Raw genomic sequence first — 21,271 nt, 5'->3', positions numbered from 1 at the left:
GGTGGCGCCTTAATGTTGGAAAAGCATGAGCCATGCGGACAGCGACAGCACGGTGGCGAAGGCGGGATAGCCCAGCGCAAGCAGGTGCGAGGGCACGCCCACCAGCCAGCCGCGCGCGGACAACAGCGCGTGCAGCAGGAAACTCAGCACCGTGGCACCCGCGATGCAGAACAGCCAGTCCGGGAAGTAAGCGCCCAGCACATTGATTGATGGTTCCATTGCGTTCCTATGAATTGGTTGCCTAGGCAACTGTTTGGGCAAAAAAGACTCACTTCCCCGCGAACATTTTCAGCAGCAGGGCCTCGAACGTTTCCAGTTCCTGCGTACTGAACGTGCCGAAGTAGTCTGCGATGACCGTGCCCGACGCCGCCAGCAGGCTGGGGAACAGGCGCTGGCCTGCTTCCGTCAATTCCAGGCGCACGGTGCGGCGGCTGTCCAGGCTTGGCCCTTTCTGGATCATGCCTTTCTGCTCCAGCCGGTTCAGCATGCGCGTCATCGCGCCCGGGCTGTAGGACAGCTCCTTGCAGATCTGTGCCGCGATATTGGCGCGGCCGCTGTGCAGGGTGGACAGCACCACGTACTGCGCCGCCGTGATATCGAACGGCGCCAGTTTGGCGTCGAGCTCGTCCGCCAGGACGGACTGGGCGCGGCTGATCAGGCGGGCAACACGGCGGGGGAGCGGGATTTTATTCATAAATGAACTATATGTTGCCTGGGCAATGATTGTCAAGCACTGTGCGCACGCTTGCCTGATTCATCACCTTGTCATTTTTACTTTTTAGAATCCGCCGCATTTTCAACTTTCCAGGCGGAGCAGCAATGAAAGAAGTAGTGGGATGCACATTGGTGGCAGCGGTATTGGCGGCATGCGGCGGCGGCCTGCCGGCACTGCCGACACTCGAGGGACAATTGCCGCTGGTGGTGGCGCACCGCGGTGCCAGCGGCTATCTGCCGGAGGAAACCGTCGAAGCCTACGCCAAAGCGATCGAACTGGGCGCCGATGCGATCGAGCCGGACGTGATCTCCACCAAGGACGGCGTGCTGATCGCCCGCCACGACCCGAACCTGGCCTACAGCACCGATGTGGCGCAGCACCCCGAATTTGCGTCGCGCAAGCGCACCCTGAGCGTCGACGGCGAGATGCAGGAAGGCTGGTTCGCCAGCGACTTCACGCTGGCCGAGATCAAGACGCTGGGCGGCATTTCGACCGACGCCGAACGTCCGCAGCAGTTCAACGGCAAGTTCAGGATCGCGACCATCCAGGAAGTGATCGATCTGGTCAAGAAAAGCGGCCGCAATATCGCCATTTATCCAGAGACCAAGAACCCCAGCTTCCATCGCCAGCAAGGATTGCCGCTGGAGGACAAGCTACTGGCGCTGCTGGCCGCCGCCGGCTGGACCGAGCGCGATGCGCCGGTTTTCGTGCAGTCCTTCGAACCGGGCAGCCTGAAATACATGCGCAGCAAGGGTTCCAGGCTGAAGATGGTGCAGTTGATCGATGCCGATGATGTGGACCTGAAGACGGGCGCCCTGACATACGCGGCGCCGTACGACAAACCATTCGACTGGGCGCTGGCGGGCGACAAGCGCAAGTTCAGCGATATGGTGACGCCGGCCGGGCTGGCCGAGATCAAGACCTATGCCGACGGGATCGGCCCGTGGAAGCGCTATATCGTGAGCGTGAAGGGCACGCTGGATGCGAACGGCAAGGTGGCGGACGTGAACGGGGACGGCAAGGTGAATGATGCCGACACGACGACGATGGCGCCGACCACGCTGGTGGCCGACGCCCATAAGGCCGGTCTGCTGGTGCACCCTTACACCTTCCGCAACGAGAAACGCCGCCTGGCCAGCAACTACAAGGGTGATCCAGTGCTGGAGTACAAACAGTTCTTCGCGCTGGGCGTCGACGGCCTGTTCTCCGATTTCGCGGACACCGCCCTGGCGGCGCGCGCGGAATACTTGAAGGAGACGGGGCGCTAACCTCGTCTCCAGACTACAGCAAGATCAGAACTTGTGGTTGTACTCCGCGGAGAAGCGCACCTGGCGTTCCGGTGCGCGGCCCTGCACCTGGCCGTAGTACGGGCTGACCGTATCCTTGCCCGAGTTGTACACCGGCTGGGTGGCCAGGACGGTCTGGCGGTTCAGCAGGTTGAATACGTCGGCCTTCAGTTTCAGCCCCTTCATGAATTGCGGCGAGTAGGTCGTGTTCAGGGCGATGCGGATGTCGGTCGGCAGCGTGCCCGCCGAACCGCGCGGCGCCAGCTTTCCATCGCAATAGAAGGTGCCGGAGCCGTACCCTGCGGCCGGGTTTTTGCCATCCTGGTTGAGCGCCTTGGGCAGGTTGCCGATGCAGGACTTGGGACCGCCGGTGACGATGTTGATGTTAGTGCCCAGCGTCCATTCAGGCGCCACCTGGTAGTAGCCGAACGCCTTGAGCACGTGCTTGTGGTTGTTCGGCAGCAGGCCGCTGGCGCCGTCCATCAGTTCCGGGAAGTCGAAGGAGGTGGTGGCTGCGATGTCGGCCTGGCCGATATCGGACATCACCTGGCCTTCCATATTGCCGTAGCTGCGCGACAGGGTGTAGTTGACCTTGCCGTACCAACCGTTGCGGAACGGGTGTTCGACGAACATGTCCAGCGCCGTGTAGATGCGCTTCACTTTCGGCAGGCCGATTTCCTCGGCCGTCAGCGGAATCGTCACCAGCTTGCCGTCGCCGCGCAGGTCCAGCGTCAGCGTGTTGTCGCGGCCAGGATTGACCAGCAGGCAAGGCATGCCGTAGCCGCTGGCGTCGACGTTGTTGCGCTTGGCCCAGGCTTGCACCGGACGCGAGTCGCACCAGTCTTCGATCGTGTTGCGCAGCGTGCGGTAAGTGAGCTTGGAGCCGAAGGTGTATTCAGGGTTCAGCGCAGCTTCGAAGCCCAGCGCCAGTTCGTCCTGATAGGTGGCGCCCAGGTTGCTGGCCGCCACCTGGCGTGGATCCTTGGGCGTGCCCCATTCGTTGCCGGACGAAATAGGCGGGCTGATTGCCACCAGGCCGGTCGGCGCACCCGTGACCGGGTCAACGCCGGTATAGGTGTAATAGTGGTCGATGTGGACCGGATTGCCGGCGATACGCTGCGCCACGCTGGTCGGAATCTGCAGGTGGTAGCGTCCTGCGTTGGCGAAGGCCTTCAGGGTGCCGTCGCCGCGTACATCCCACGCTGCGCCCACACGCGGCGCCAGCATATGGCGTTGCGCGGCATAGGCGATGCCGTCGCTGTTCTTGTTGGTGAACTGTTCGTTGCGCAGGCCGATGTCCAGCAGCACACTGTCGGTGATTTGCCAGCGGTCCTGGATGTATTGCGCTGCCTGGTCGGTTTTCGGCGAGGCGGCGTCGCTCTGGTGGTAGACATTGACGTAATAGCCTTGCGGGCCGAAACCGCCGCCCGAGGCCGGCGAATTGCCGCCGTCGACCGCTTCATTCGGATTGTTGCTGCGCAGGTAGTAATAGCTGCCGCCGCCGGCCAGTTCCGAGCCGTTGATGGAGGATACGTTGTTGCGGTCGATACCGGCGCGCAGGGCATGCTTGCCCAGCTTGTACTCGACGTCCAGGCGCAGCGTGGATTGTTTGTCTTCCGCGTTTTCCACCTGGACGGTGCCGCCGATGGTCTGCGGATTGTTGTATGTCAGTCCCGGTACCTGCGCGTTCAGCGGTGCACTGACCTGGTAGATGGTCGGGACATAGCCCGCGCGGCTTTGCGGATAGGTCGACTTGAAGCGGCCGGCCAGGGCCGTCACGGTCAGGTTGTCGGTCAGGAAGCCGGTGTACTTCAGGATCGAGTCGTCGGTCTTGGCGCCGTCGCCCGTCGTGCCGCCGGCCACCGTGCTGTTGTGCGCCAGGGTGGCGTAATCGAAGCCGTAGTTTTGCTGCGTCTTCTTGTTTTCGTCGTGGATCTGGGTGAATTCCAGGCGGTGCTCGTCGGTGATGTTGTAATCGAGCTTGAGCAGGTAGCGCGGGGTGCGGGTTTCGCGTTCGGTCCAGCCGTTGGTCTTGTTCAGCGAATCGGAGCTCTTGCTGACATAGCCGGTGGTGAAGCGGTCCGACTCCACGTTGGCGAACATGAACAGCTTGTCCTTGATCAGCGGGCCGCCGACATAGGCGCTGCCGAAGACGTCGGTGGCGTTGTTGATGTGGCGGTAGGTGAGCAGCTTGCCGTCGGTTTTCGGATTGCTGCCGGTGTTCGGGTAGAAGGTGTCGTCCGGCTTGGCGCGCAGCCAGTTCGGCGTGTATTGCAGCACGGCGCCCGCTTCCCATTTATTGGTGCCGCTCTTGGTGGTGATGTTCACCACGCCGCCGGTGGAGCGGCCGAATTCGGCGCTGTAGCCGCCTTGCAGGATCTGGGCCTGGGAGATGGCGAAGAAGGGCAGGGTGGTCGAACCGATCTGGCGATACACATTGGTGACCGGGAAGCCGTTGATGTAGTAGGCGTTCTCCGACACACCGGCGCCGCCGAAGCTGTCGCCGGCGACGTTAGGGTTGCCGCGCGTGGTGCCCGGCGCCAGGGCGATAATGCCGGAAATGCTTTGCGAGATAGGCAGTTCGTCGAGCTGGCGCGCGGTGAAGACCACGCCGTTGTTGGTGTTGCTGACGTCGATGGTTGGACGGCGGCTGGTCACGGTCACAGCCTGCATCGTTTCGAAGGACGCTTCCACGCCCTGGCCGATCAGCGCTTCCACCTCGAGCACGCGCTCCACGTTGCCGTCGCGTACCAGCATCACCTTGTAGGCGCCAGGCTGCATGGAGTTGGCGTTGTAGTGGCCTTTGGCGTCCACGCTGACGGTCCGGCGCGCACCGGTGGCGACATTCTCCAGCACCACGGTGACGCCGCTGCCGTTGGCGACGTGACCGAAAATGGTACCGGTGGCATTCGATTGTGCAAGGGCTGGCCCAGCGAAAGCCATTGCAAGGGCGTGCGCGAGGATGGTCATCCGCACACGTTGGGACGTGTTCTTCATTCTATCTCCTGGTGTAGTTATCGATCGGCCGCGCAGTGGCGGCCGACGGAGATATGCTAGGCAAGATATTGATGGCGAGCTAATGAATCTTTGGCGGCCATCAATACTGAAAACGGTATGGCTTAATTCGGGAGGGTGACGAGCAGGGGCGCCTTGCCGTCCCAGGCCTCGTCGAGCAGGGTCTTGCCGTCCAGGCGTACCAGCACGCGCTGGCCGCGCGCCGTGCGGGTGGCGACGATGTCGATGCCGCCGCCGTTGGCGCCAGCGCCGAAAGCGCGCAAATGCCGCAGCGCCATGCGCGGCCAGCCTTTGGGCAGGCGCGGTGCGATGGTGAAGCTGCGCAGGCTGGCTGGTTCGATGCCGAACAGGCCTTCCGTCACGACCCGTGCATACAGCCCGCTTTCGGCCGATAGGTGGCGCTGCTGTCCCTCCGGCCAGGCTTCCACCGCGTACGGCACGTGCTCGCCCAGCAGGCGCCGGCCCGAGTAATAGCGCAGGTAGGGCATGGTGCGATCGAGCTCGCCGGCCTTCAGCAGGCCGCGCAGCGCATACAGCGTGGCGCGGTCCCAGAAGGTCTTGTCGCCCGCTTCGGTGAGCACGCCGTTCTCGGTCCACAGCTGCGGCGACAGCAGCGCATCGACCGTGCCGTGCTGGCGCTCGTTGATGCCCAGCGCCAGCGGCAGGGCGATCCAGGCGCGCAGCTTATCGTTGCCGTCGTAATAGCGGTAGGTATCGTAGCCGCCCATGCGGGCGCCGAAATAGCGCTCGATGGCGCCCCGCTGCGCCTGCGCCTCCTGCTGCAGTGCGGCGGCGCGCGGCGTATCGCCCAGCGCCGCCGCCAGGCGCGCTGCCCCTTCCAGGCCGCCGTAGGCCAGCACATTGGTCGACAGATTGGCTTTGCCTGAGGGGAAGCGGCCTTCCAGCTCGTCGCTGTCGGAATGCACGATGCCTTGCGCATCGCGCTTGCGGCGCGTGAATTCCAGGCACCAGTCGATCAGGGGCAGCAGCTGGCGCGCGGTATTGGCGTCGCCCTGGGCCAGGGCGAACTGGCTGGCGCCGTAGGAAATCATGGCGCAGTCGCCGCGGTCGCCCGCGCCGTTCCAGTAGCTGCGGCCCTCCGCCACGATGGACGAGGGGATGGGCTTGAAGTCCGCGTTCATATAGCGGGCGAACATGCTGAAGCTCGTTAGCGCGCTCTGCACGCCGGCGCGGTCGCCCAGGTAGGGGAAGAAGGGATTGACGTATTCGGCCTGGTCGTTGGCCCAGATGGCCGCGTAATAGCGTGTTCCGCCCGGCCCGTGCAGCAGGCCGCCGCGCGTGGCGAAGATGCTTTCGGCGGCCCGCACCTTGGAAAAGGCGAACATTGCGTCGATCACGGGATCGGGCGTTTCGAGCACCAGGTTCTCGCGCCATTGCGCCACCTTGCGCGCGCGCGCCTGCAGGGCTTCATCGCCGTCCACGTACACCATTTCGTTCTGCAGGCGGGCGCTGAAGACAAGGTCCACATGGGTGCGTGCGCCGGGCGCCAGTTCGCCTTCGCGCGCCGGCGAGCGCACTTCGACCACATAGGCGCCGTGCGTGCCCTGTTCGGCCGGCGTGCTCTCGCTGCGCTCCAGCGCGGCGAAGCTGTAGCGGCGCGCCGTCTTGCCGTTGTTGACCAGTTCCAGCCGCTCCACCAGCGCCGGTTCGTCCGGCGAAGGTGTGAGGGTACGCAGCAGTATGATGCCCGGCGCCAGCTGCGATTGCAGGGCCAGGCGGCCGTCGAAACGCACCTGCTGCAGGCGCTCGGCGGCCGGCTGGCCGTCGATGGCGATGGCTGGCGACGCCTCGGCGCCGAACTTGCGAATCAGGCTGGCGTGCGTATCGTCCGGAATCGTGCGCAGCATCGGCCACACCACGGTGCGCGCCAGCAGCAGCGATCCGTCGGCCCGGCTGCCGTAGTCGATCACGGCGGAGACCTGGCGCCCGCTCATTTCAAGCTGGTCGCTGTGGGCGTCCTGCACCTGCCAGCGGATGGCGTTGCCGTCGATCTGCCAGCGCGGCGTAAAGGCGGGCGGCGCCGCCTGCGCCAGCCCGGCGGCCAGCAGTGCCGCGGCGAGGGGGGCGCGGAATAGGCTTTGCATAGGCTTCTCCTTAATTCGTCTTGCGGATGATCGCGGCCCAGCCGCCGCCCGGCGCCAGGCGCATCGTTATCCGGCTGGCGCGGGTCACGGCGGCGCAGCCTTGCTGGACGTCGATGGCGAAGACGGCGGCGTTGGGCCCGTCTTCCATGCTGTCCATGCGGTAATCGCCCTGGCCCAGGAAGGACAGGTCCAGCTCCAGGTCGCGCCCGTCCGCGCCCGTCATCGCCCCCACATACCAGGTATCGCCGCGGCGGCGCGCCATGGCGATATAGCCGCCCAGCTGGGCGTGCAGCACGCGGCTCTCGTCCCATTCAACCGGCACCTGGCGGATGAAGGCCAGCGAAGAGGGGTTGGCGCGGTATTGCGAGGGACTGTCGGCCAGCATCTGCAGCGGGCTTTCGTAGATCATGTACATCGCCAGCTGGTGCGCGCGCGTGCCCTGGCTCATCGGGCGGTCGAAGCTGGCCACGAAATCCTTGCGGTGGGCGTTGCTCATGGCACCGGGCGTGTAGTCCAGCGGGCCGGCGAACATGCGGATGAAGGGTAGCGTGACGTCGTGCTCCGGCGTCTGTTTGTCGGTCCACTTGTTGTTTTCCAGGCCTTTCACGCCCTCGAAGGTGAGCACATTGGGCCAGGTGCGCTGCAGGCCGCTGGGCTTGAAGCTGCCGTGGAAGTCCACCAGCAGGCGCCGTGCGGCCGCTTCGCGCGCGACGCGCTCGTAGTAGTTCACCATCCATTGGTCGGAGCGCTGCATGAAGTCGACCTTGATGCCCGCCGCTCCCCAGCGCGCGAACTGGTCCAGTGCCGCCGTCATCTGGCTGTCCAGGGTCTTCCACGACACCCACAGGATGATGCCGACGCCGCGCTGTTTTGCGTAGGCCATCAGCTCCGGCATGTCGATCTCCGGTTTGACCGCCAGCAGGTCGCCCAGCTTGTACCAGCCTTCATCCATGATGATGTACTCCAGGCCATTGTCTGCCGCGAAGTCGATGTAGTGGCGGTAGGTGCGCGTATCCAGGCCGGCCTTGAACGGCACGCCATACAGCTTGTTGCCGTTGTACCAGTCCCAGGCCACCTTGCCCGGCTTGATCCATCCCGTTTCCTTTAATTCCTGCGGATCGGCCAGCAGGTAGGGCATCTGGTTCAGCAGCAGGCCGCCGGCATCGGCGGCGATGCCCAGGATGCGCCAGGGGAAGGCGCGCTTACCTTCGGTGCGCGCGATATACGGCGCCTCCTGCGTCACCGGCACGTTGCGGTCGTCGCGCGCCGTCTCGGCCAGGGCCACTTTCGGGAAGATGGCGCGCAGGCCGGCCGCTTCGCCGTGCAGGTACAGGCCAGGATAGTCGCGCAGGCCCGATTCGGTGAACACCAGGTGCAGCCCGCCGTTCTTCACCAGCGCCGGGACGCCGACCAGCTTGCCGGCGGCGTCGCCCACGCTCAGCGCCTGGTAATAGTGCTCGTTATGCGACTGCATCGACTTTTCCTGCGGCCAGTACAAGGTGTCCTGCGGCCGCAGGTTGACGCCGGCCTGCTCGTCCTCCACCGTCACCTGGCCGGGCAGGCTGGTGCGGAAGCGGTAGGCGACACCCTCGTCGTAGGCGCGCACCTCCAGTGCGTAGCCGCCGGCGAATTCCAGTTGCAGGGCGTTGTAACGGTCGCGCACTACGCTGGACTTCTGCGCCACCACCGGCTGCACGGTGGCGTCGACGCTGCGGCGCTGCTGCCCGGTCAGGCGCGGCTTGTCGCCCAGGGTGCCGATGCCGCTCAAGGTCATGCCGATCGGCGTCGGCAGCACCAGCGGCGTGCCGCGATGGCTGATGGCCAGCGCCAGGCGCTCGCCGGTGTCGATGGTGACGCGCAGCTGGCGGTCGGGCGAACTGAGTTCGAGGGAGCGCGCGGCGTGGCCCGCGAGCGGCGCAATCAACAGCAGCGCACCGGCCAGGCGGCGCGCAAGGGACAGGTTGTTCATGGCAGGTCTCCGGATATAGGTATTCCGGCCCATGCTAAGGGCGGGCAGGGATACCGATCCAATGACTTTTTATGCCAAAGCGATATCGAATACGTTATCCGCCGCCGGGGCCGCGGCAGCAGCAGCTGCTGCGGCAGGAGCCGCGACCGCGGCCGGCGCCGGCGATTCCGACGCCTCGCGCCGGATCGCCTGCAGCAGCAGCTCCGCGCCGGGCGAGAGCACGCGGTCGCGCCGCCGCACAATGCCGAAGGGATCCATGCGGCAGTCCAGGTCCAGCGGCAGGATGGCCAGCAGGCCCAGTTCCCGGTAGCGCAGGGCGACATCGGTCGACATCACGTTCAGCGCATCGCTCATCTGCAGCATGCTGGTGATCAGCACGATCTCGCTGGTATTGACCACATCGCTCGGCGGCTCCATGCCCGCGTTGTGGAACAGCTGGTCGAAGCGCTGCCGCAGCAGGCTGCCGGGCGAGGGCATGATCCACGGCACCCGCACCAGATCCTGCAGGGTCAGCTTGCTGCGCGCGGCCAGCGGATGGCCGATGCGCGCCACCGCCACCACCGGCTCCGGCGCCAGCTCCTCGTAATGCAGGTCGGCGTTGTCGTGGAAATTGGACAGGCGCGCCAGCAGGAAATCGAGGGTGCCGCGCTGCAGGCGCTCCAGCAGCTCGTTGCTGGACTCGATCTGCACGCCGATGCGCAGCTGCGGCACCTGCTGCTTGACGCGCGTGATGGCGCGCGGCAGCAGGCGCAGCGCGGGCGTCATGATGCTGCCCACGTCGACCTGGCCGGCCAGGCCGGACTTCAGGGCGACGATATCCTCGTGCGCGCGGGCCAGGCTGGTGAGCGCCATGCGCGCATGGCGTATCATGCTTTCGCCGTAAATGGTCGGCTCCATGCCGCGCGGCAGCCGCTCGAATAGGGCGATGCCGAGCATCTCCTCCAGATCCTTCAGCTGTTTGGAGGCGGCCGGCTGCGTCATGCACAGCGCCTCCGCCGCACGGTGGATATTGCGTTCGTCATCGATAGCGATCAACAGCAGCAGCTGGCGCGTCTTAAGCCGCGCGCGTAGAAACCAGTTCGGATTTGGAGCAGTCATTACCTTGCCTTTCGGGTGTCATGGCGTTTTAACATACTTAAATTGGTATCGGTGTTGGCAATTTGTTGATTGGATTCATATCGCGCGCTCCGCTAACATAATCGGCACAATTTGTTTCGGGGAGCGGCATGGCATATCAGTGGAGGACGGACATGGGCGGCATGGCGCGCGCGCTGACAGCGCATTGCGACATGCTGGGTGAAGGCGTGCACTGGTGCGCCGACAGCCAGCGCCTGTGGTGGAGCGATATCGAGGGCGAAGCGCTGTATTGCTGCGCCAGCGACGGCAGCGCATTGCGCCGCTGGGAGATGCCCGAGCGCGTGGCCTCGCTGGCGCCGACGTCGAAAAACGGTCTGATCCTGCTGGGCATGGCGTCGCGTCTGGCGGTGCTGAATGTCGCGGACGGCGCCGTCCACACGCTGCATGCGCTCAAGCTTCCGCCCGGCGTGCGCGTCAACGACGGCCGCTGCGACCGTTCCGGGCGCTTCGTGTTCGGCACAATGAACGAGGCCCCCGAGCATGCCCCCCTGGGCCGTTTCTACCGCCTGAACTGCAACCTGTCCCTGGAACTGCTGGATCTGCCGCCGGTGGGCATCGCCAACAGCATCTGCTTCTCGCCCGACGGCGCCACCATGTACTTTTGCGACTCGTGCGATTCGCGCATCCTGTGCTGCGACTATCCCTCGCTGGCGAATGTGCGCGTGTTCGCCACGCTGGCCATCGGTGTGCCGGACGGCTCCTGCGTCGACGCCGGCGGCCACCTGTGGAACGCCCAATGGGGCGGCTGGCAGGTGGCGCGCTATACGCCGCAGGGCGAACTGGAACGCACGCTGCCGCTGCCGGTGGCGCAGCCCAGCTGCGTCTCCCTGGGCGGCGCCGACATGGACGAACTGTTCGTCACCAGCGCACGGCAGTCGCTGTCGCCGGCGCAACTGGCGCTGCAGCCACGCGCCGGGGCGCTGTTCCGCGTCTCTGTGCTGGAAGCGCGCGGCCTGGCGGAAAGCCGCTTCCAGTTCCATGCGAACTAGGCTCCTGCCGCTTCAATACGGCAGCCTGCGTGCCGAGCTGGCGCCGGGCATCGGTGGCTCGCTGGCGCGCTTTTACAGCGAGCAGGGGCGGGGACAGCGCTTCCACTGGCTGCGGCCCGCCAGCGAAGGCGCGCTGCGCGCCCGTGACGCGCGCGCCATGGCCAGCTTCCCGCTGCTGCCCTTCTGCAACCGCCTGCGCGGTGGCCGCGCCGAATACGGCGGCCGCAAGATCGCCCTGGCGCCGCATCCCAGCACCGTGCCACATGCGCTGCACGGGGTAGGCTGGCAGCTGCCCTGGCATTCGGAGATCGGCGGTGCGGCCGACGCCCGCATGACGCTGCGCTATGAAGGCCAGGCCCGCGGCGGCTGGCCCTGGCCGTTCGAAGCGGTGCAGGATATCCGCCTGGACGAACAAGGCATGCTGCTCGAGCTCTCCATCCGCAACCTGGGCGACGACCCCATGCCGGTGGGGCTTGGCCACCATCCCTACCTGCCGCGCCGCCACGGCACCCGGCTGCAGGCGCGCCTCGAAGGGAAATGGGCCACCGACGCGGCCTGCCTGCCTACCGCGCTCGAGCAGCCGCCTTTGCTGGAGCAACTGGCCGCCGGCCGCAAGCTGCAAGGACTGCGCCTCGATCACAATTTCTGCGGCTGGCAGGGCGTGGCGCGCATCGACTGGCCAGCCGGGGAGCGGCGCCGGGCCGCGGCCTTGACCCTGCGCGCCGCCGCGCCCCTCGACCTGCTGGCGCTCTATGTGCCACCCAACGCCCGCTGGTTCTGCGTGGAGCCGGTCAGCAACTGCACCGACTGGCTGAACCTGGCCGGCTACCCGCCCGCGGCGACCGGCGGTGCAGTGCTGGCACCCGGCGCCGCCCTGCATAGCGCGCTTCGCCTGGAAGCGCACATCGGCTAAAAGGCCGATTCAAAATGGCCATGGCGTTGTTGCAGCTCCTTGCCGTGCAGGCGCGCTGCCTTCGTCGCTGCGCCTAGCCATGCCCATTTTGAAACAGCCTCTAAGCCGGCGGCAGACGTGTTAGACTGCGCCGTTCCATTGCCAATTTCGTAACGATGAAGATCCAGCAAACACTGCGCTCCGTAAAAAACGCGCTGACCGAACGCCGCGAGGTACGCAAGCGCCTGCGCGGCCCCGCCCAACTGCGCTACGCCATCGCCGATTCGATCGGCATGCTCGATGCTCCGGCCTGGCAAGGCCTCACCGCCGCCTCGGGCTTCTTCCTGTCCTACGACTACCTGCATGCGCTGGAAGCCGTGCTGCCGGCCAACCTCGATCCGCGCTATGCGCTGGTCTATGAGGACGAGCAGCCGGTGGCGGCCATCTACATGCAGCTGGCCGACATCAAGCTGGCGCAGGCCAGCAAAGCCTCGCTTGGCTCGCTGGGCGAAAGCCTGGGGCAGCGCGTGCTCACCTGCGGCAACCTGCTCACCTTCGGCCAGCACGGCATCGCCTTCGCCCCGGGCGTCGATCCGGAACTGGCCTGGCACGGCGTGGCCGAAGTCCTGTACCGCGTACGCCAGGCTGAAAAACTTGCCGGTTCGGCAAATTTCGTCATGATCAAGGACTTGCACGGCCCGCAGGTGGAAGACGCGTCCTTCCTCAAGAACCTCAGCTACCGTTTCGTGGAAACGGAGCCGAACATGGTGCTGGCGCTGGAAGAGGGCTGGAAAACCTACGACGATTACCTGGCCAGCCTGGCTTCGAAATACCGCGCCAACATCCGCAATGGCATCTTCAAGCCGATCGAACAGGCGCAATGCACGGTGGAGCACTTCACCGACATGGCCGGCATGCGCGACGAAATTCACGCCCTGTACAAGGCGGTGCAGATGAACGCCGGCTTCCGTCCCTTCGAACTGTCGCCGGAATATTTCCCGGTGCTGCAGGAAGCGGCGGGGGAGCGCTTCCGTTGCAGTATTGTCAAGCGCGAAGGCAAGATGCTGGGCTTCCTGGTCACCATTGCCGACTGCGAGACGGCCATCGCCTTCCACATCGGCTTCGACCGCGCGGCCGCCGCCGACCTGCCGATCTACCTGCGCCTGCTGCATGCCGGCATTTCGGACGCCATCGGCCTGGGCTGCAAGCGCGTTTCCTTCGGCCGCACCGCGCTCGAGCCGAAAGCGGCATTGGGCGCGCGACCGGAACCGTTCGGCGTCCTGATCCGCCATCGCCAGCCCTTGATGAACAAGGTCATCAAGCACCTGCTGCTGAATATCGACCATGACGAAGCCCCTGACCGCAGCCCGTTCAAGAAGGCTGAAAACAAGGCGGCGTAACACTTCGTTACTTAGCGGTTGCTAGGCGCGCGCCGCTAATCTGCTGAGCTCAGGTATCATGTCGTCCTTTTGGATCGACGGCAGCAGATGTAATGAAGTACGGCGTGATCAATTTACTAAAGGCTGTTGCAGCACAGTTAATTGTGCTGCACCACCTTGCATTCTACGGCCCGATGGCCGACCAGGTGCGGCCCTTCCTGCCAGACTTGATTGACTGGCTGGCGGGCAGCGCGCGCCTTGCCGTCCAGGTTTTCCTGGTGGTCGGCGGCTTCCTCGCGGCCAAATCGCTGGCGCCCAGCGCCCAGCCCGTGATGATCGACCCCCTGGGCGCAATCTGGCGCCGCTATGCCAAACTGGCGCCACCCTTCATCGCCGCCACCCTTATTGCCGCTGTCGCTTCGCTGCTGGCCAGTCACTGGATGGATCACCATTCGATTTCCGCCCCGGCGACAGTCGGGCAGCTGGCCGCCCATGCCGCCCTGGCGCATGGCGTATTGGGCTATCCGTCGCTGTCGGCCGGCGCCTGGTACGTCGCGATCGACTTCCAGCTGTACGCCATGATGGTCGGTATCCTTTGGCTGGCGGCCCGCATTTCCGGCCCGGTGCGCCGTCCGTGGCTGGTGCCGACCATGGTTGCGATTTGCTGCGCCTTCTCCGTCTTGCACTTCAACCTCGATTCGTCCTGGGACAACTGGGCGCCGTACTTCTTCGGTAGCTATGGCCTTGGCATGGCGGCATGGTGGGCGGGCGACCCGCGCCGCAAAACGCGCGGCGCGGTGCTGGTGCAGGCGGCGATCTTCTTGCCGGCCCTGGTGGCGCTGGCCGTGAATTTCCGCAGCCGTCTGGCGCTGGCGATGATGGTGGCCTGCGCCCTGGTGATTTTCGGGCGCATGCAATTCGAGCGCAAAAGCCGCCTCCTGTCCGTGGTCAACGCGCTGGCGCGGACTTCGTACGCGGTCTTCCTGATCCACTTCCCGGTTTGCCTGCTGGTGAACGCTGCCTTCACGCGTTTTGTGCCGGCCGATCCTGTGCTGCAGGGCGCCGGCATGCTGACGGCATGGGGCGCAAGCCTTGTTGCCGGGGCGGCCTTCCATCGCTGGGTAGAGATCCCGCTGGGCCGACTCTTGCAGGCATCGACTAGCCAAACGGGAAACACCCAGCGTGCTTAGAGATCTGATCCAGGCCAAACTGTAGCGGCCGGCTTTGTTCCAGAGCTTGCCAACGTCCCCAGTGCCGAAGCATTATTGGTGCAAGCAATTCTGCTGTTCCCGGACACATACCTGGGGGATAAATGACCAACCTGGATCTGTTGAAAATCCTGGCGCCTTCGCTTGCGGGCGTTGCGGGGTTTGCCTACTACCTGGCTCATCTCGCCGAGCATGGTGCGTCTGATCTTGCAAAGCAAGAGATGATAAAGTTTGCAAAGAAGCGATCGTTGCTTCCTGCATCCAGATCTGCGTTCAAATTCTTTCTCTATGTGTCGGACCGGTTCTTTGGACCGAAAATTCTCTCATGGAAGGCGGTCAGGCGTTCAGTTGCTCTTAGCGGAGTGTGGATAGCCTTGGTCCTTGCGTTTTGCGCGTTGATGTTTCCCAGCTACACCAGCTGGCTTGAAAACGCCGCTTCACGGCACCTGATTTTGAAGAGCGCCGGACCGCTGATTGCCGTCTCCCTGGCGATCGATTTTTTGTCGACCAGCCTTACTCGAAAGATCATCCATTTGTCGGTGGGGAAAAGATCTCTTTCGCCGTTTGGGGCCGTGATCATCGATCTTTTCCTGTCCATTCTCCTGTTCTATTTACTCTTTACGGCAGCGAAAGGAGTGGTCGTGCCGGGATTCTCGGCGCTTGGGCCGGCCGAAGCGCTGGATATCTGGTTGAACCCGGCCGTTCTTCCCACTCAGTTGCAGCTTCTTGGGGACCTTACCAGCGACATGCTCGTGCCTTCGGGACGGGGCGGCTTTGACATCAAGGGCGGGCTTCTGACTGAGCTTGTTTACGCCTTTCCGGAGTCGATTCTTTTCCTATCGAGCCTGCTGACTTCCGTTTGGCTATGGTTGTATTTGATTGGCTATCTTGTCCTGTATATGGCCGTCCGCCTGGATCAAGGCGCGACCTGGGTGAGGGACAGGCTGAAAATCGACCAGAGCCCGTCCCACGCCATAGCGTTGTCCCTCGTCGTGGCATACAGCATCGTCTGCGCGATAGCGCTTGCCGGCAATTTCATCTTCCGATCGCTGGCAGGTATGGGCTAGCTGCAAGCAAGGCGAATGCCTGTAGGTCCTGGATCAAATAATGAGAGGAGGCCTCCAGAGGCGATCTCCTCATTTCAATTCGACGGCAGGCGCATTCGCAAGCCCTTCACGCAGGAATCCCTCCCGCCGTGTCATGCGAAGCAGTGTTGGCGGTGCGCTGAGGTAGTGTTCGAACTTGGCGAAAAGCGTCTGCAGCGGCGCGCTATCGAGGTGAGCCTGCACTGCTGCGGCATCGGTGTAGCGCTCGAACACGGTAATCCTGCTGCCGTTTTCAAGATCGGTGAATACTTCGTATTGCAGTGTGCCGGGTTCGGAGCGCGAATGCGCGACCATATGATCCAGTTCGGCGAGCAGGGTATCGAGGAATTGCGGGCGGGCTTCGAGCGTAGCAAGCAGGTACATGTGGACTCCATGTGTGAGAGGAGTACCGAGTTTATGCAATTGGTCGCGATGGCGGATTGTAGAAATGGGACTTTTCCCGCATCCCCGTGATAATGGTTTGCGGCGTAACGCCCGTCAGCGCGCGCGTTTCGTGGATGAAGTGCGCCTGGTCGAAATATCCGATGCGCAACGCCGCATCGAGCGCCGTCACATTCGGTTCCAGTGCCAGCAGGCGCATCGTATGGCTGAGCCGCGCGATCCGGGCGAACTGCTTGGGGCCAAGGCCGAATGCGTCGGTGAATTTGCGCTGGAAGTGGCGGCGCGTCCAGCCCGAATGCTCTGCCAGTGTGTCTATGCTCATGCCAGGGGCGTAATACAGCTTGTCGAGCTGCGCGTCGAGCCCGCGTTCGGATCGGCGTTCATATTCGCCCAGTCGCGCGAGGAAGAACTGATCGAGTGCCGCGGCGCGGGTGGCGGGGCCGTCCGCCATCCTTAGCTGGTCGCTCAAACGCTCCGCGTCGCCGCCCCAGAGCGCTTGCACTGGCAATTCCTGGTCATGCAAATGAGCCAGGGGCTGGGCGCAGAAATGACGCAGGCTGCCGCCACGGAAACGTACGGCGACGAAACCAAGCGCCCCGTTTTCCTCGATGGCGACCGCGTGCGTGCGGATGCACAGGAGCATCGCATGCGGCGCATCCTTCCCATTCAACAGGTAAGGCTTGGCGTAATGAAAAACGCACTCCGAACCGGTTCCGGGCGGCAGCAGGGGTGGGAGCCGGTGTAGGCCTTCCCAACCCCAATAACGGTCGATGTAGGGGCGCAGGATAGATCTTGGACGAAGATGCCAGCGAAATGGGCGTATGGACGCGCTATCAGGTGATTTCGAGATGACAATTCCTTTTGCAAGTTTCGAAATAAGTTGCTATCGAGCAAAACGCAAACTATGATGAATTCATAGGCTGACTCAGGCCGAGTGAAAAGTTATCCTGATCATAAGTAGGCGCTATGCTACTCCATGAGCCCCATGCCGTCCCGATCCGCAAAGGACCGCCGCGGCCGCAAGATGCGATAGCCCCCTTCGTGGCTGGGGCAAGCTCGTATGACATGACCAGCGAAGACGAGATCGGCGACGCGTTGACGCTGCTGGCCGCGCACGGCGACGCGATATCGATGTACGCGCCCGGCAGCCGCGAGCCGGTGCTTGGACGCATCCTCTCGGTCGACCCCGAGTTGCCGCATTTCGTCATGGAGCTCAATGCAGGAGCGGCCCTGGTGCCCGGCAAAATCACCTTTGTCGCAGTGCTGGGCAATGCGAAGCTGCAGTTCCGTCTCGCCAGCCAGGAATGGGGCACGGTCGTGGGCAAGCCGCAGCTGATCCCGATGATCTTCCCGGAAACCTGTGTGGTGCTGAACCGGCGCGCCGCGGAGCGTGTGGAATCGCCCCTGGGCGCCAGCTTCATGGCGTCGTTCGTGGTGAACGGCACAACGCCGCATGAGTTTCAGATCTACGATTTATCGATGGGCGGAATAGGCCTGCGCTGCACCAAGATCGAGGCCAAGGGCTTGCTCAAGGGGCGTAAGCTGCGCGATGTGGTGCTGGAATTGGGTGAGGAAACTGTCACGGTGGCGGAACTGGAAGTGCGCTTCACGCGTGCCCACCGTTCCTTCCTGCTGGGTGAACAGCTGCATATCGGCTGCAAGTTCAACACGCTGGCGCCCGAGGAGGAAGCCAAGTTCAAGAGCGTTATGGCGCAGATCCTTCATGTTCCCGCTGCAAACGGTGAAGCCGGTACGACAGGCTAGGATCGTGCTGCAGCGGAAGCTCTTCCCCATTGAAACAGCCCTGGGTCTTCAATGACTGTTCGGGGGCGAAACAAAAGCTCTGTTTATCAGGCTTTTTGGGATGGACCAGCAAGTCTTCCGAGCACTTCCTGCTGCAAGGCCTTGTCATGCTGGTCGCATCGCGCCCGAAGCATGGCCAGTTCCAGCAGCCGCTGGTCGGAAAGCCGATCGCGGACAATGCGCTTGTACCAGTCTTCTTCGAGCGGAGTGGCGGCATTGTCCCTGGCTCGCGCCGTAATCTCTTGCTCCAGGCTTACGAGGCATTCGTAGGGATCCAATGCGAGGCCAAAGTGTTTGTCCATCAACTGGCGCAGCTTACGTACTTCCTCGCGCTGGATCTTCTTGTCGAAGAAATACGATGCGGCGACTAATGCAGCCATGGCGGCAATGAGAGCATAAGTCGGAAGTGCCGCATCGGAATCCCGGCTTGCAATCTGAATCAAGGCGAAGAGTGCCACCACTGTCCCCCAGCCGCGAAGGTAGGCGAACAGGACGGAAAGCCACCGGATCCCATTCAATTCAAATACCCGGTCGGTCTTCGTTTCGACGTAGTAGCTTGTCATTGGGAATAGCGGGATGTACCAGAAGTGGCCAAATATTGTTTTTACGGAAACTGAACCCACTTTGTCAGCTGCGCCATACATGCGCTTTCCCCAGATCAGAAGCATATTTCCCCTTAGGTGTTTTGGATTTTTAAGGGGGAAAAGTGTAGCAGACCGCACCAGGGTCAAATTGCACACAAAATCACGGTTGTAAGGGGTTCTGTGCTGTCGCTGTACTCCATGCTGAAGTGGGCGCTAATCAGCGCCACAGCTTGTGCCGGCGTGCTTGCCGAAGCTGGTGGCGCTGGCGGCGTGCGCGGCTGGATAAGTCCAGCGCGCTTACTTAATTGCTTTGACTACCAGTGTGTAACTGGCGTCGCGGTAACCATCAACCATCAGAAATACTTCGCTCGCGCCGACCGATGTGACAGCGCATTTTTCATCGCTATCGCCACGGTAAGGGCGGCAGTCCCAAGCGAACTTTTCCGGCGCCAAAGCAGTGCGCAGATACAGGTCGGCGTCGCCAGAACCGCTCAATTCGGCGCTCAAGCGCGTACCGGCACTGAGCTTGTAGGGGCCGAAACGCACACTTTGGCCCGGGCTTAATTTGCCTTGATGAGTCTCGTCGATCCCGCCGGTCGATGGCGCCGCAGCATCGCTGCCCAGTTCAACCGCATATGCCATCGCCAGTTGCGCGAATTTCAGGGCATGCACGGCCTGGCTGCCCATCGAGGCGAAGGTGTCGTTTACAGTATGCAGGTTCTTGTTCATACCGGCGTAACTTGCTTCGAATGGCATCGAGGTGGGATAGCCCTGGTTGAACCAGGATACATGGTCCGAGCAGCCATAGCCGCAGCGGTCCTGGCCGACTTTCAGGGCCGGGGTATAACTCTTGATCAGATTTGCCAGAAAGTCGTTCTGCGCGGCGTTGGTGTAATCGGTAAACAAATAGATGTCATTTTCCGCACCCTGGTAGTTCGTCATATCAAGCTGCAGGACGCCAATGACGTTGGCGTTCTGGGCCTTGAAGCGCTGGGCGATATCTTTTGAGCCGCGCAATCCCACTTCTTCGGCGGAGTAGCCGATAAATTTGATGGTACGGTTCGGCTTATAGCCGTTGCGCGTCATCACCCGGATTACCTCGGTCATGGTGGCGATGCCGGACGCATCGTCGTCAGCGCCTGGCGCGACAGCGTTTTCGTCCGTGCTGCCGCGATGGATGGAATCGAGATGCCCACCGATGACGATGATTTCATCCGGCTTAGACTGGCCCTTGATCGTCATCATGACCGATTTTTGCGCCCACCCTGTGTGGGCGATTTGCTCGACCGTGATATCGCTGCGTCCAGCGGCGAGGGTAGACCAGTTCGCTTTGATCCAGTCGGAGGCCGCCACGCCATGGCGGCTGTTGTAGTAGCGATTGGTGAAATTGGACAGGTCGGTAATGGTGCGACCTATATTGATGTCCTGTAATTGGGCCAGCATTGGCTTGACCAGCTCCTGATTGTCGATCGCATAGGATGGCGCGGTTACCTGGGCCGGCGTGACCGCCTGCAAGGCGCGTACCGCCTCGGCATACGAGTCATGCGCGACATACCCGCCGCAGCGGCGCAGGTCTTCGTGTACCGCATGCGTCAGCTCGGACAGGCTTGTTTCATTGACTTCCACCACGTGCACGCGGTCGCTTTGAACAGCGCCGGCAAAGGTATGGGCGGTGGCGAGGGATCGGGATTCGCGCGCGGTGGCATCCGGTGCAATTTGTTTCAGCGCGATGTACGCAGAGTCACCGAGGGTGATCCAGACTTTCTTTGGCGCCGAGGCGGCGCCGGCATTGAGGGAGCAGCCGACGAGCAGGGCGGCAAACAGCTTTTGGTGCATTTCTCTATCTCCAGGGTGAATTGTTTATTGCATGCCGCGCATTCAAGCATGTGCCCATTTTCATGGTCAATTCACGCACGATAAGGAGAGAAATTAGCCAAGCTTAGGAATGTGTTCGCAAGGCCTTGGCTGGAGTGCGAGCGAAGTGTGCGGGGACGGCGAGGCTAACCAATGAGGAAAATGACGGGACGAGCTTTACGAGCATGGCGTCAGCTGTCTTCCTTCGTTCTGTAGTGCGCGCCATCGCCGCGGGGGAAACTGGCGCAGGCATGTCGATCAACTCGTTTGATACGCACTGCTTGACCTTGTTGCGCTTCGCCGGACACGGGGGGCTAGACGATGGTCTGGGTTGAGCGCTATCGGATGCGCGTGAGTGTTGGGTTCCCCAAGTTTGACACGAACGCAAACGGCGGCCTGATGTTCGTCACAGTGTTCTGGCGCGCATCGTAGTCGTACAGAGTGTGAATTACGACGGGAGCTCCGGTGAAGTATGAGGTAATCTGAGTTTTTCGGACACTCCTGTTTGGTAAACTTCACCAACTGGAGAGCATTTAATGAAACAAGTAAAAACGTACACGCCAGAGCTTCGAGAAGAAGCAGTAAAGCTGGTCTTGGCCCAGGGCTTGACGCTGGAGGACGCAGCGACCCGACTTACCATTCCTAAAGGCACATTGGCAAACTGGGTGGCAGCTGCGAAGCGCGGCCCATCGACTAAAGCGGCGCCAGGCGGCCGTTCTGTTCCAGAATTGGAGGCGGAGGTTGCCAAGCTTCGCAAAGAGCTCGCAGAAGCCCGCATGGAGCGAGATATCGTAAAAAAGGCGGCGGCGTACTTTGCGCGGGAGTCGCTGCCAGGTACGCGTTCATAA

At 62.9% G+C, this 21,271-nt stretch carries 17 protein-coding genes and 1 pseudogene; 8 read left to right on the top strand and 10 right to left on the bottom strand.

Translation table 11 applies throughout. The features are described from left to right. Window positions 1-9: 9 nt before the first annotated feature. Together H597_RS0114960 and H597_RS31020 are read right to left on the bottom strand one after the other, a co-directional pair. On the bottom strand, window positions 10-219 hold the full coding sequence (locus H597_RS0114960; RefSeq protein ID WP_051293815.1) for a YtcA family lipoprotein: 210 nt from the start codon (window positions 217-219) through the stop codon (window positions 10-12). Between the two features lie 49 nt (window positions 220-268). Beyond that, window positions 269-694, bottom strand: coding sequence for a MarR family winged helix-turn-helix transcriptional regulator (locus tag H597_RS31020; RefSeq protein ID WP_051293814.1), 426 nt, complete (start codon window positions 692-694; stop codon window positions 269-271). 125 nt (window positions 695-819) lie between these two features. On the opposite strand from H597_RS31020, the gene H597_RS0114950 reads away from it, so the two are divergent. Next, a complete protein-coding gene (locus H597_RS0114950) occupies window positions 820-1,983 on the top strand; it encodes a glycerophosphodiester phosphodiesterase (protein ID WP_028102861.1) in 1,164 nt (387 codons plus the stop codon). A 24-nt stretch (window positions 1,984-2,007) separates the two neighbouring features. Here the strand turns inward: H597_RS0114950 and H597_RS0114945 are convergent, their stop codons facing one another. The 4 genes from H597_RS0114945 to H597_RS31015 form a co-directional block, all read right to left on the bottom strand. Beyond that, complete coding sequence (locus H597_RS0114945) at window positions 2,008-4,998, bottom strand: TonB-dependent receptor (RefSeq protein ID WP_028102860.1); 2,991 nt, start codon at window positions 4,996-4,998, stop codon at window positions 2,008-2,010. 122 nt (window positions 4,999-5,120) lie between these two features. After that, window positions 5,121-7,121, bottom strand: a complete 2,001-nt coding sequence (locus H597_RS0114940) for a hypothetical protein (protein ID WP_035374328.1) — start codon at window positions 7,119-7,121, stop codon at window positions 5,121-5,123. Window positions 7,122-7,131: 10 nt separating this feature from the next. Next, entirely contained in the window at window positions 7,132-9,090 is a 1,959-nt protein-coding gene (locus H597_RS0114935; protein ID WP_028102858.1) for a glycoside hydrolase family 97 protein, read from the bottom strand. Window positions 9,091-9,159: 69 nt separating this feature from the next. Then, window positions 9,160-10,188, bottom strand: a complete 1,029-nt coding sequence (locus tag H597_RS31015) for a LysR family transcriptional regulator (RefSeq protein ID WP_051293813.1) — start codon at window positions 10,186-10,188, stop codon at window positions 9,160-9,162. A 128-nt stretch (window positions 10,189-10,316) separates the two neighbouring features. Here H597_RS31015 and H597_RS0114925 point away from each other — a divergent pair, with 128 nt between their 5' ends. The 5 genes from H597_RS0114925 (at window position 10,317) to H597_RS0114905 (ending at window position 15,762) form a co-directional block, all read left to right on the top strand. Continuing rightward, the gene (locus H597_RS0114925) at window positions 10,317-11,216 is read left to right on the top strand and encodes an SMP-30/gluconolactonase/LRE family protein (protein WP_229632177.1); all 900 of its coding nucleotides are present in this window, start codon (window positions 10,317-10,319) and stop codon (window positions 11,214-11,216) included. Continuing rightward, complete coding sequence (locus H597_RS0114920; RefSeq protein ID WP_028102856.1) at window positions 11,206-12,129, top strand: aldose 1-epimerase; 924 nt, start codon at window positions 11,206-11,208, stop codon at window positions 12,127-12,129. Before H597_RS0114925 ends, H597_RS0114920 begins: the two co-directional genes overlap by 11 nt. A gap of 155 nt (window positions 12,130-12,284) precedes the next feature. Continuing rightward, window positions 12,285-13,508, top strand: a complete 1,224-nt coding sequence (locus tag H597_RS0114915) for a GNAT family N-acetyltransferase (protein ID WP_035374325.1) — start codon at window positions 12,285-12,287, stop codon at window positions 13,506-13,508. A 92-nt stretch (window positions 13,509-13,600) separates the two neighbouring features. Continuing rightward, window positions 13,601-14,677, top strand: coding sequence for an acyltransferase family protein (locus tag H597_RS31010; protein ID WP_051293811.1), 1,077 nt, complete (start codon window positions 13,601-13,603; stop codon window positions 14,675-14,677). Between the two features lie 122 nt (window positions 14,678-14,799). After that, on the top strand, window positions 14,800-15,762 hold the full coding sequence (locus H597_RS0114905) for a hypothetical protein (RefSeq protein ID WP_028102854.1): 963 nt from the start codon (window positions 14,800-14,802) through the stop codon (window positions 15,760-15,762). A gap of 69 nt (window positions 15,763-15,831) precedes the next feature. On the opposite strand, the gene H597_RS31005 is transcribed toward H597_RS0114905, so the two are convergent. Together H597_RS31005 and H597_RS33355 are read right to left on the bottom strand one after the other, a co-directional pair. Further along, a complete protein-coding gene (locus tag H597_RS31005; protein WP_051293810.1) occupies window positions 15,832-16,164 on the bottom strand; it encodes a putative quinol monooxygenase in 333 nt (110 codons plus the stop codon). A 31-nt stretch (window positions 16,165-16,195) separates the two neighbouring features. Continuing rightward, the gene (locus tag H597_RS33355; RefSeq protein WP_307579932.1) at window positions 16,196-17,005 is read right to left on the bottom strand and encodes a helix-turn-helix transcriptional regulator; all 810 of its coding nucleotides are present in this window, start codon (window positions 17,003-17,005) and stop codon (window positions 16,196-16,198) included. Window positions 17,006-17,247: 242 nt separating this feature from the next. Between H597_RS33355 and H597_RS30990 the strand changes: the two genes are divergently transcribed. Then, window positions 17,248-17,946 carry a flagellar brake protein gene (locus H597_RS30990; RefSeq protein ID WP_051293808.1) on the top strand — a complete coding sequence of 233 codons (699 nt, stop codon included), beginning with the start codon at window positions 17,248-17,250 and terminating at the stop codon, window positions 17,944-17,946. Window positions 17,947-18,032: 86 nt separating this feature from the next. On the opposite strand, the gene H597_RS0114885 is transcribed toward H597_RS30990, so the two are convergent. Next, window positions 18,033-18,653, bottom strand: coding sequence for a hypothetical protein (locus tag H597_RS0114885; protein ID WP_028102852.1), 621 nt, complete (start codon window positions 18,651-18,653; stop codon window positions 18,033-18,035). 213 nt (window positions 18,654-18,866) lie between these two features. After that, a complete protein-coding gene (locus tag H597_RS0114880; protein ID WP_028102851.1) occupies window positions 18,867-20,405 on the bottom strand; it encodes a M20/M25/M40 family metallo-hydrolase in 1,539 nt (512 codons plus the stop codon). Window positions 20,406-20,959: 554 nt separating this feature from the next. Between H597_RS0114880 and H597_RS0114870 the strand changes: the two are divergent. Continuing rightward, window positions 20,960-21,271, top strand: a pseudogene (locus tag H597_RS0114870) (transposase); the annotation flags it as partial.

It is taken from the genome of Pseudoduganella violaceinigra DSM 15887 (assembly GCF_000425385.1).
GTDB lineage: Bacteria > Pseudomonadota > Gammaproteobacteria > Burkholderiales > Burkholderiaceae_D > Rugamonas > Rugamonas violaceinigra.
Note: the sequence above shows the minus strand (reverse complement) of the source record. Positions and strands in the feature narration are given on the sequence as shown.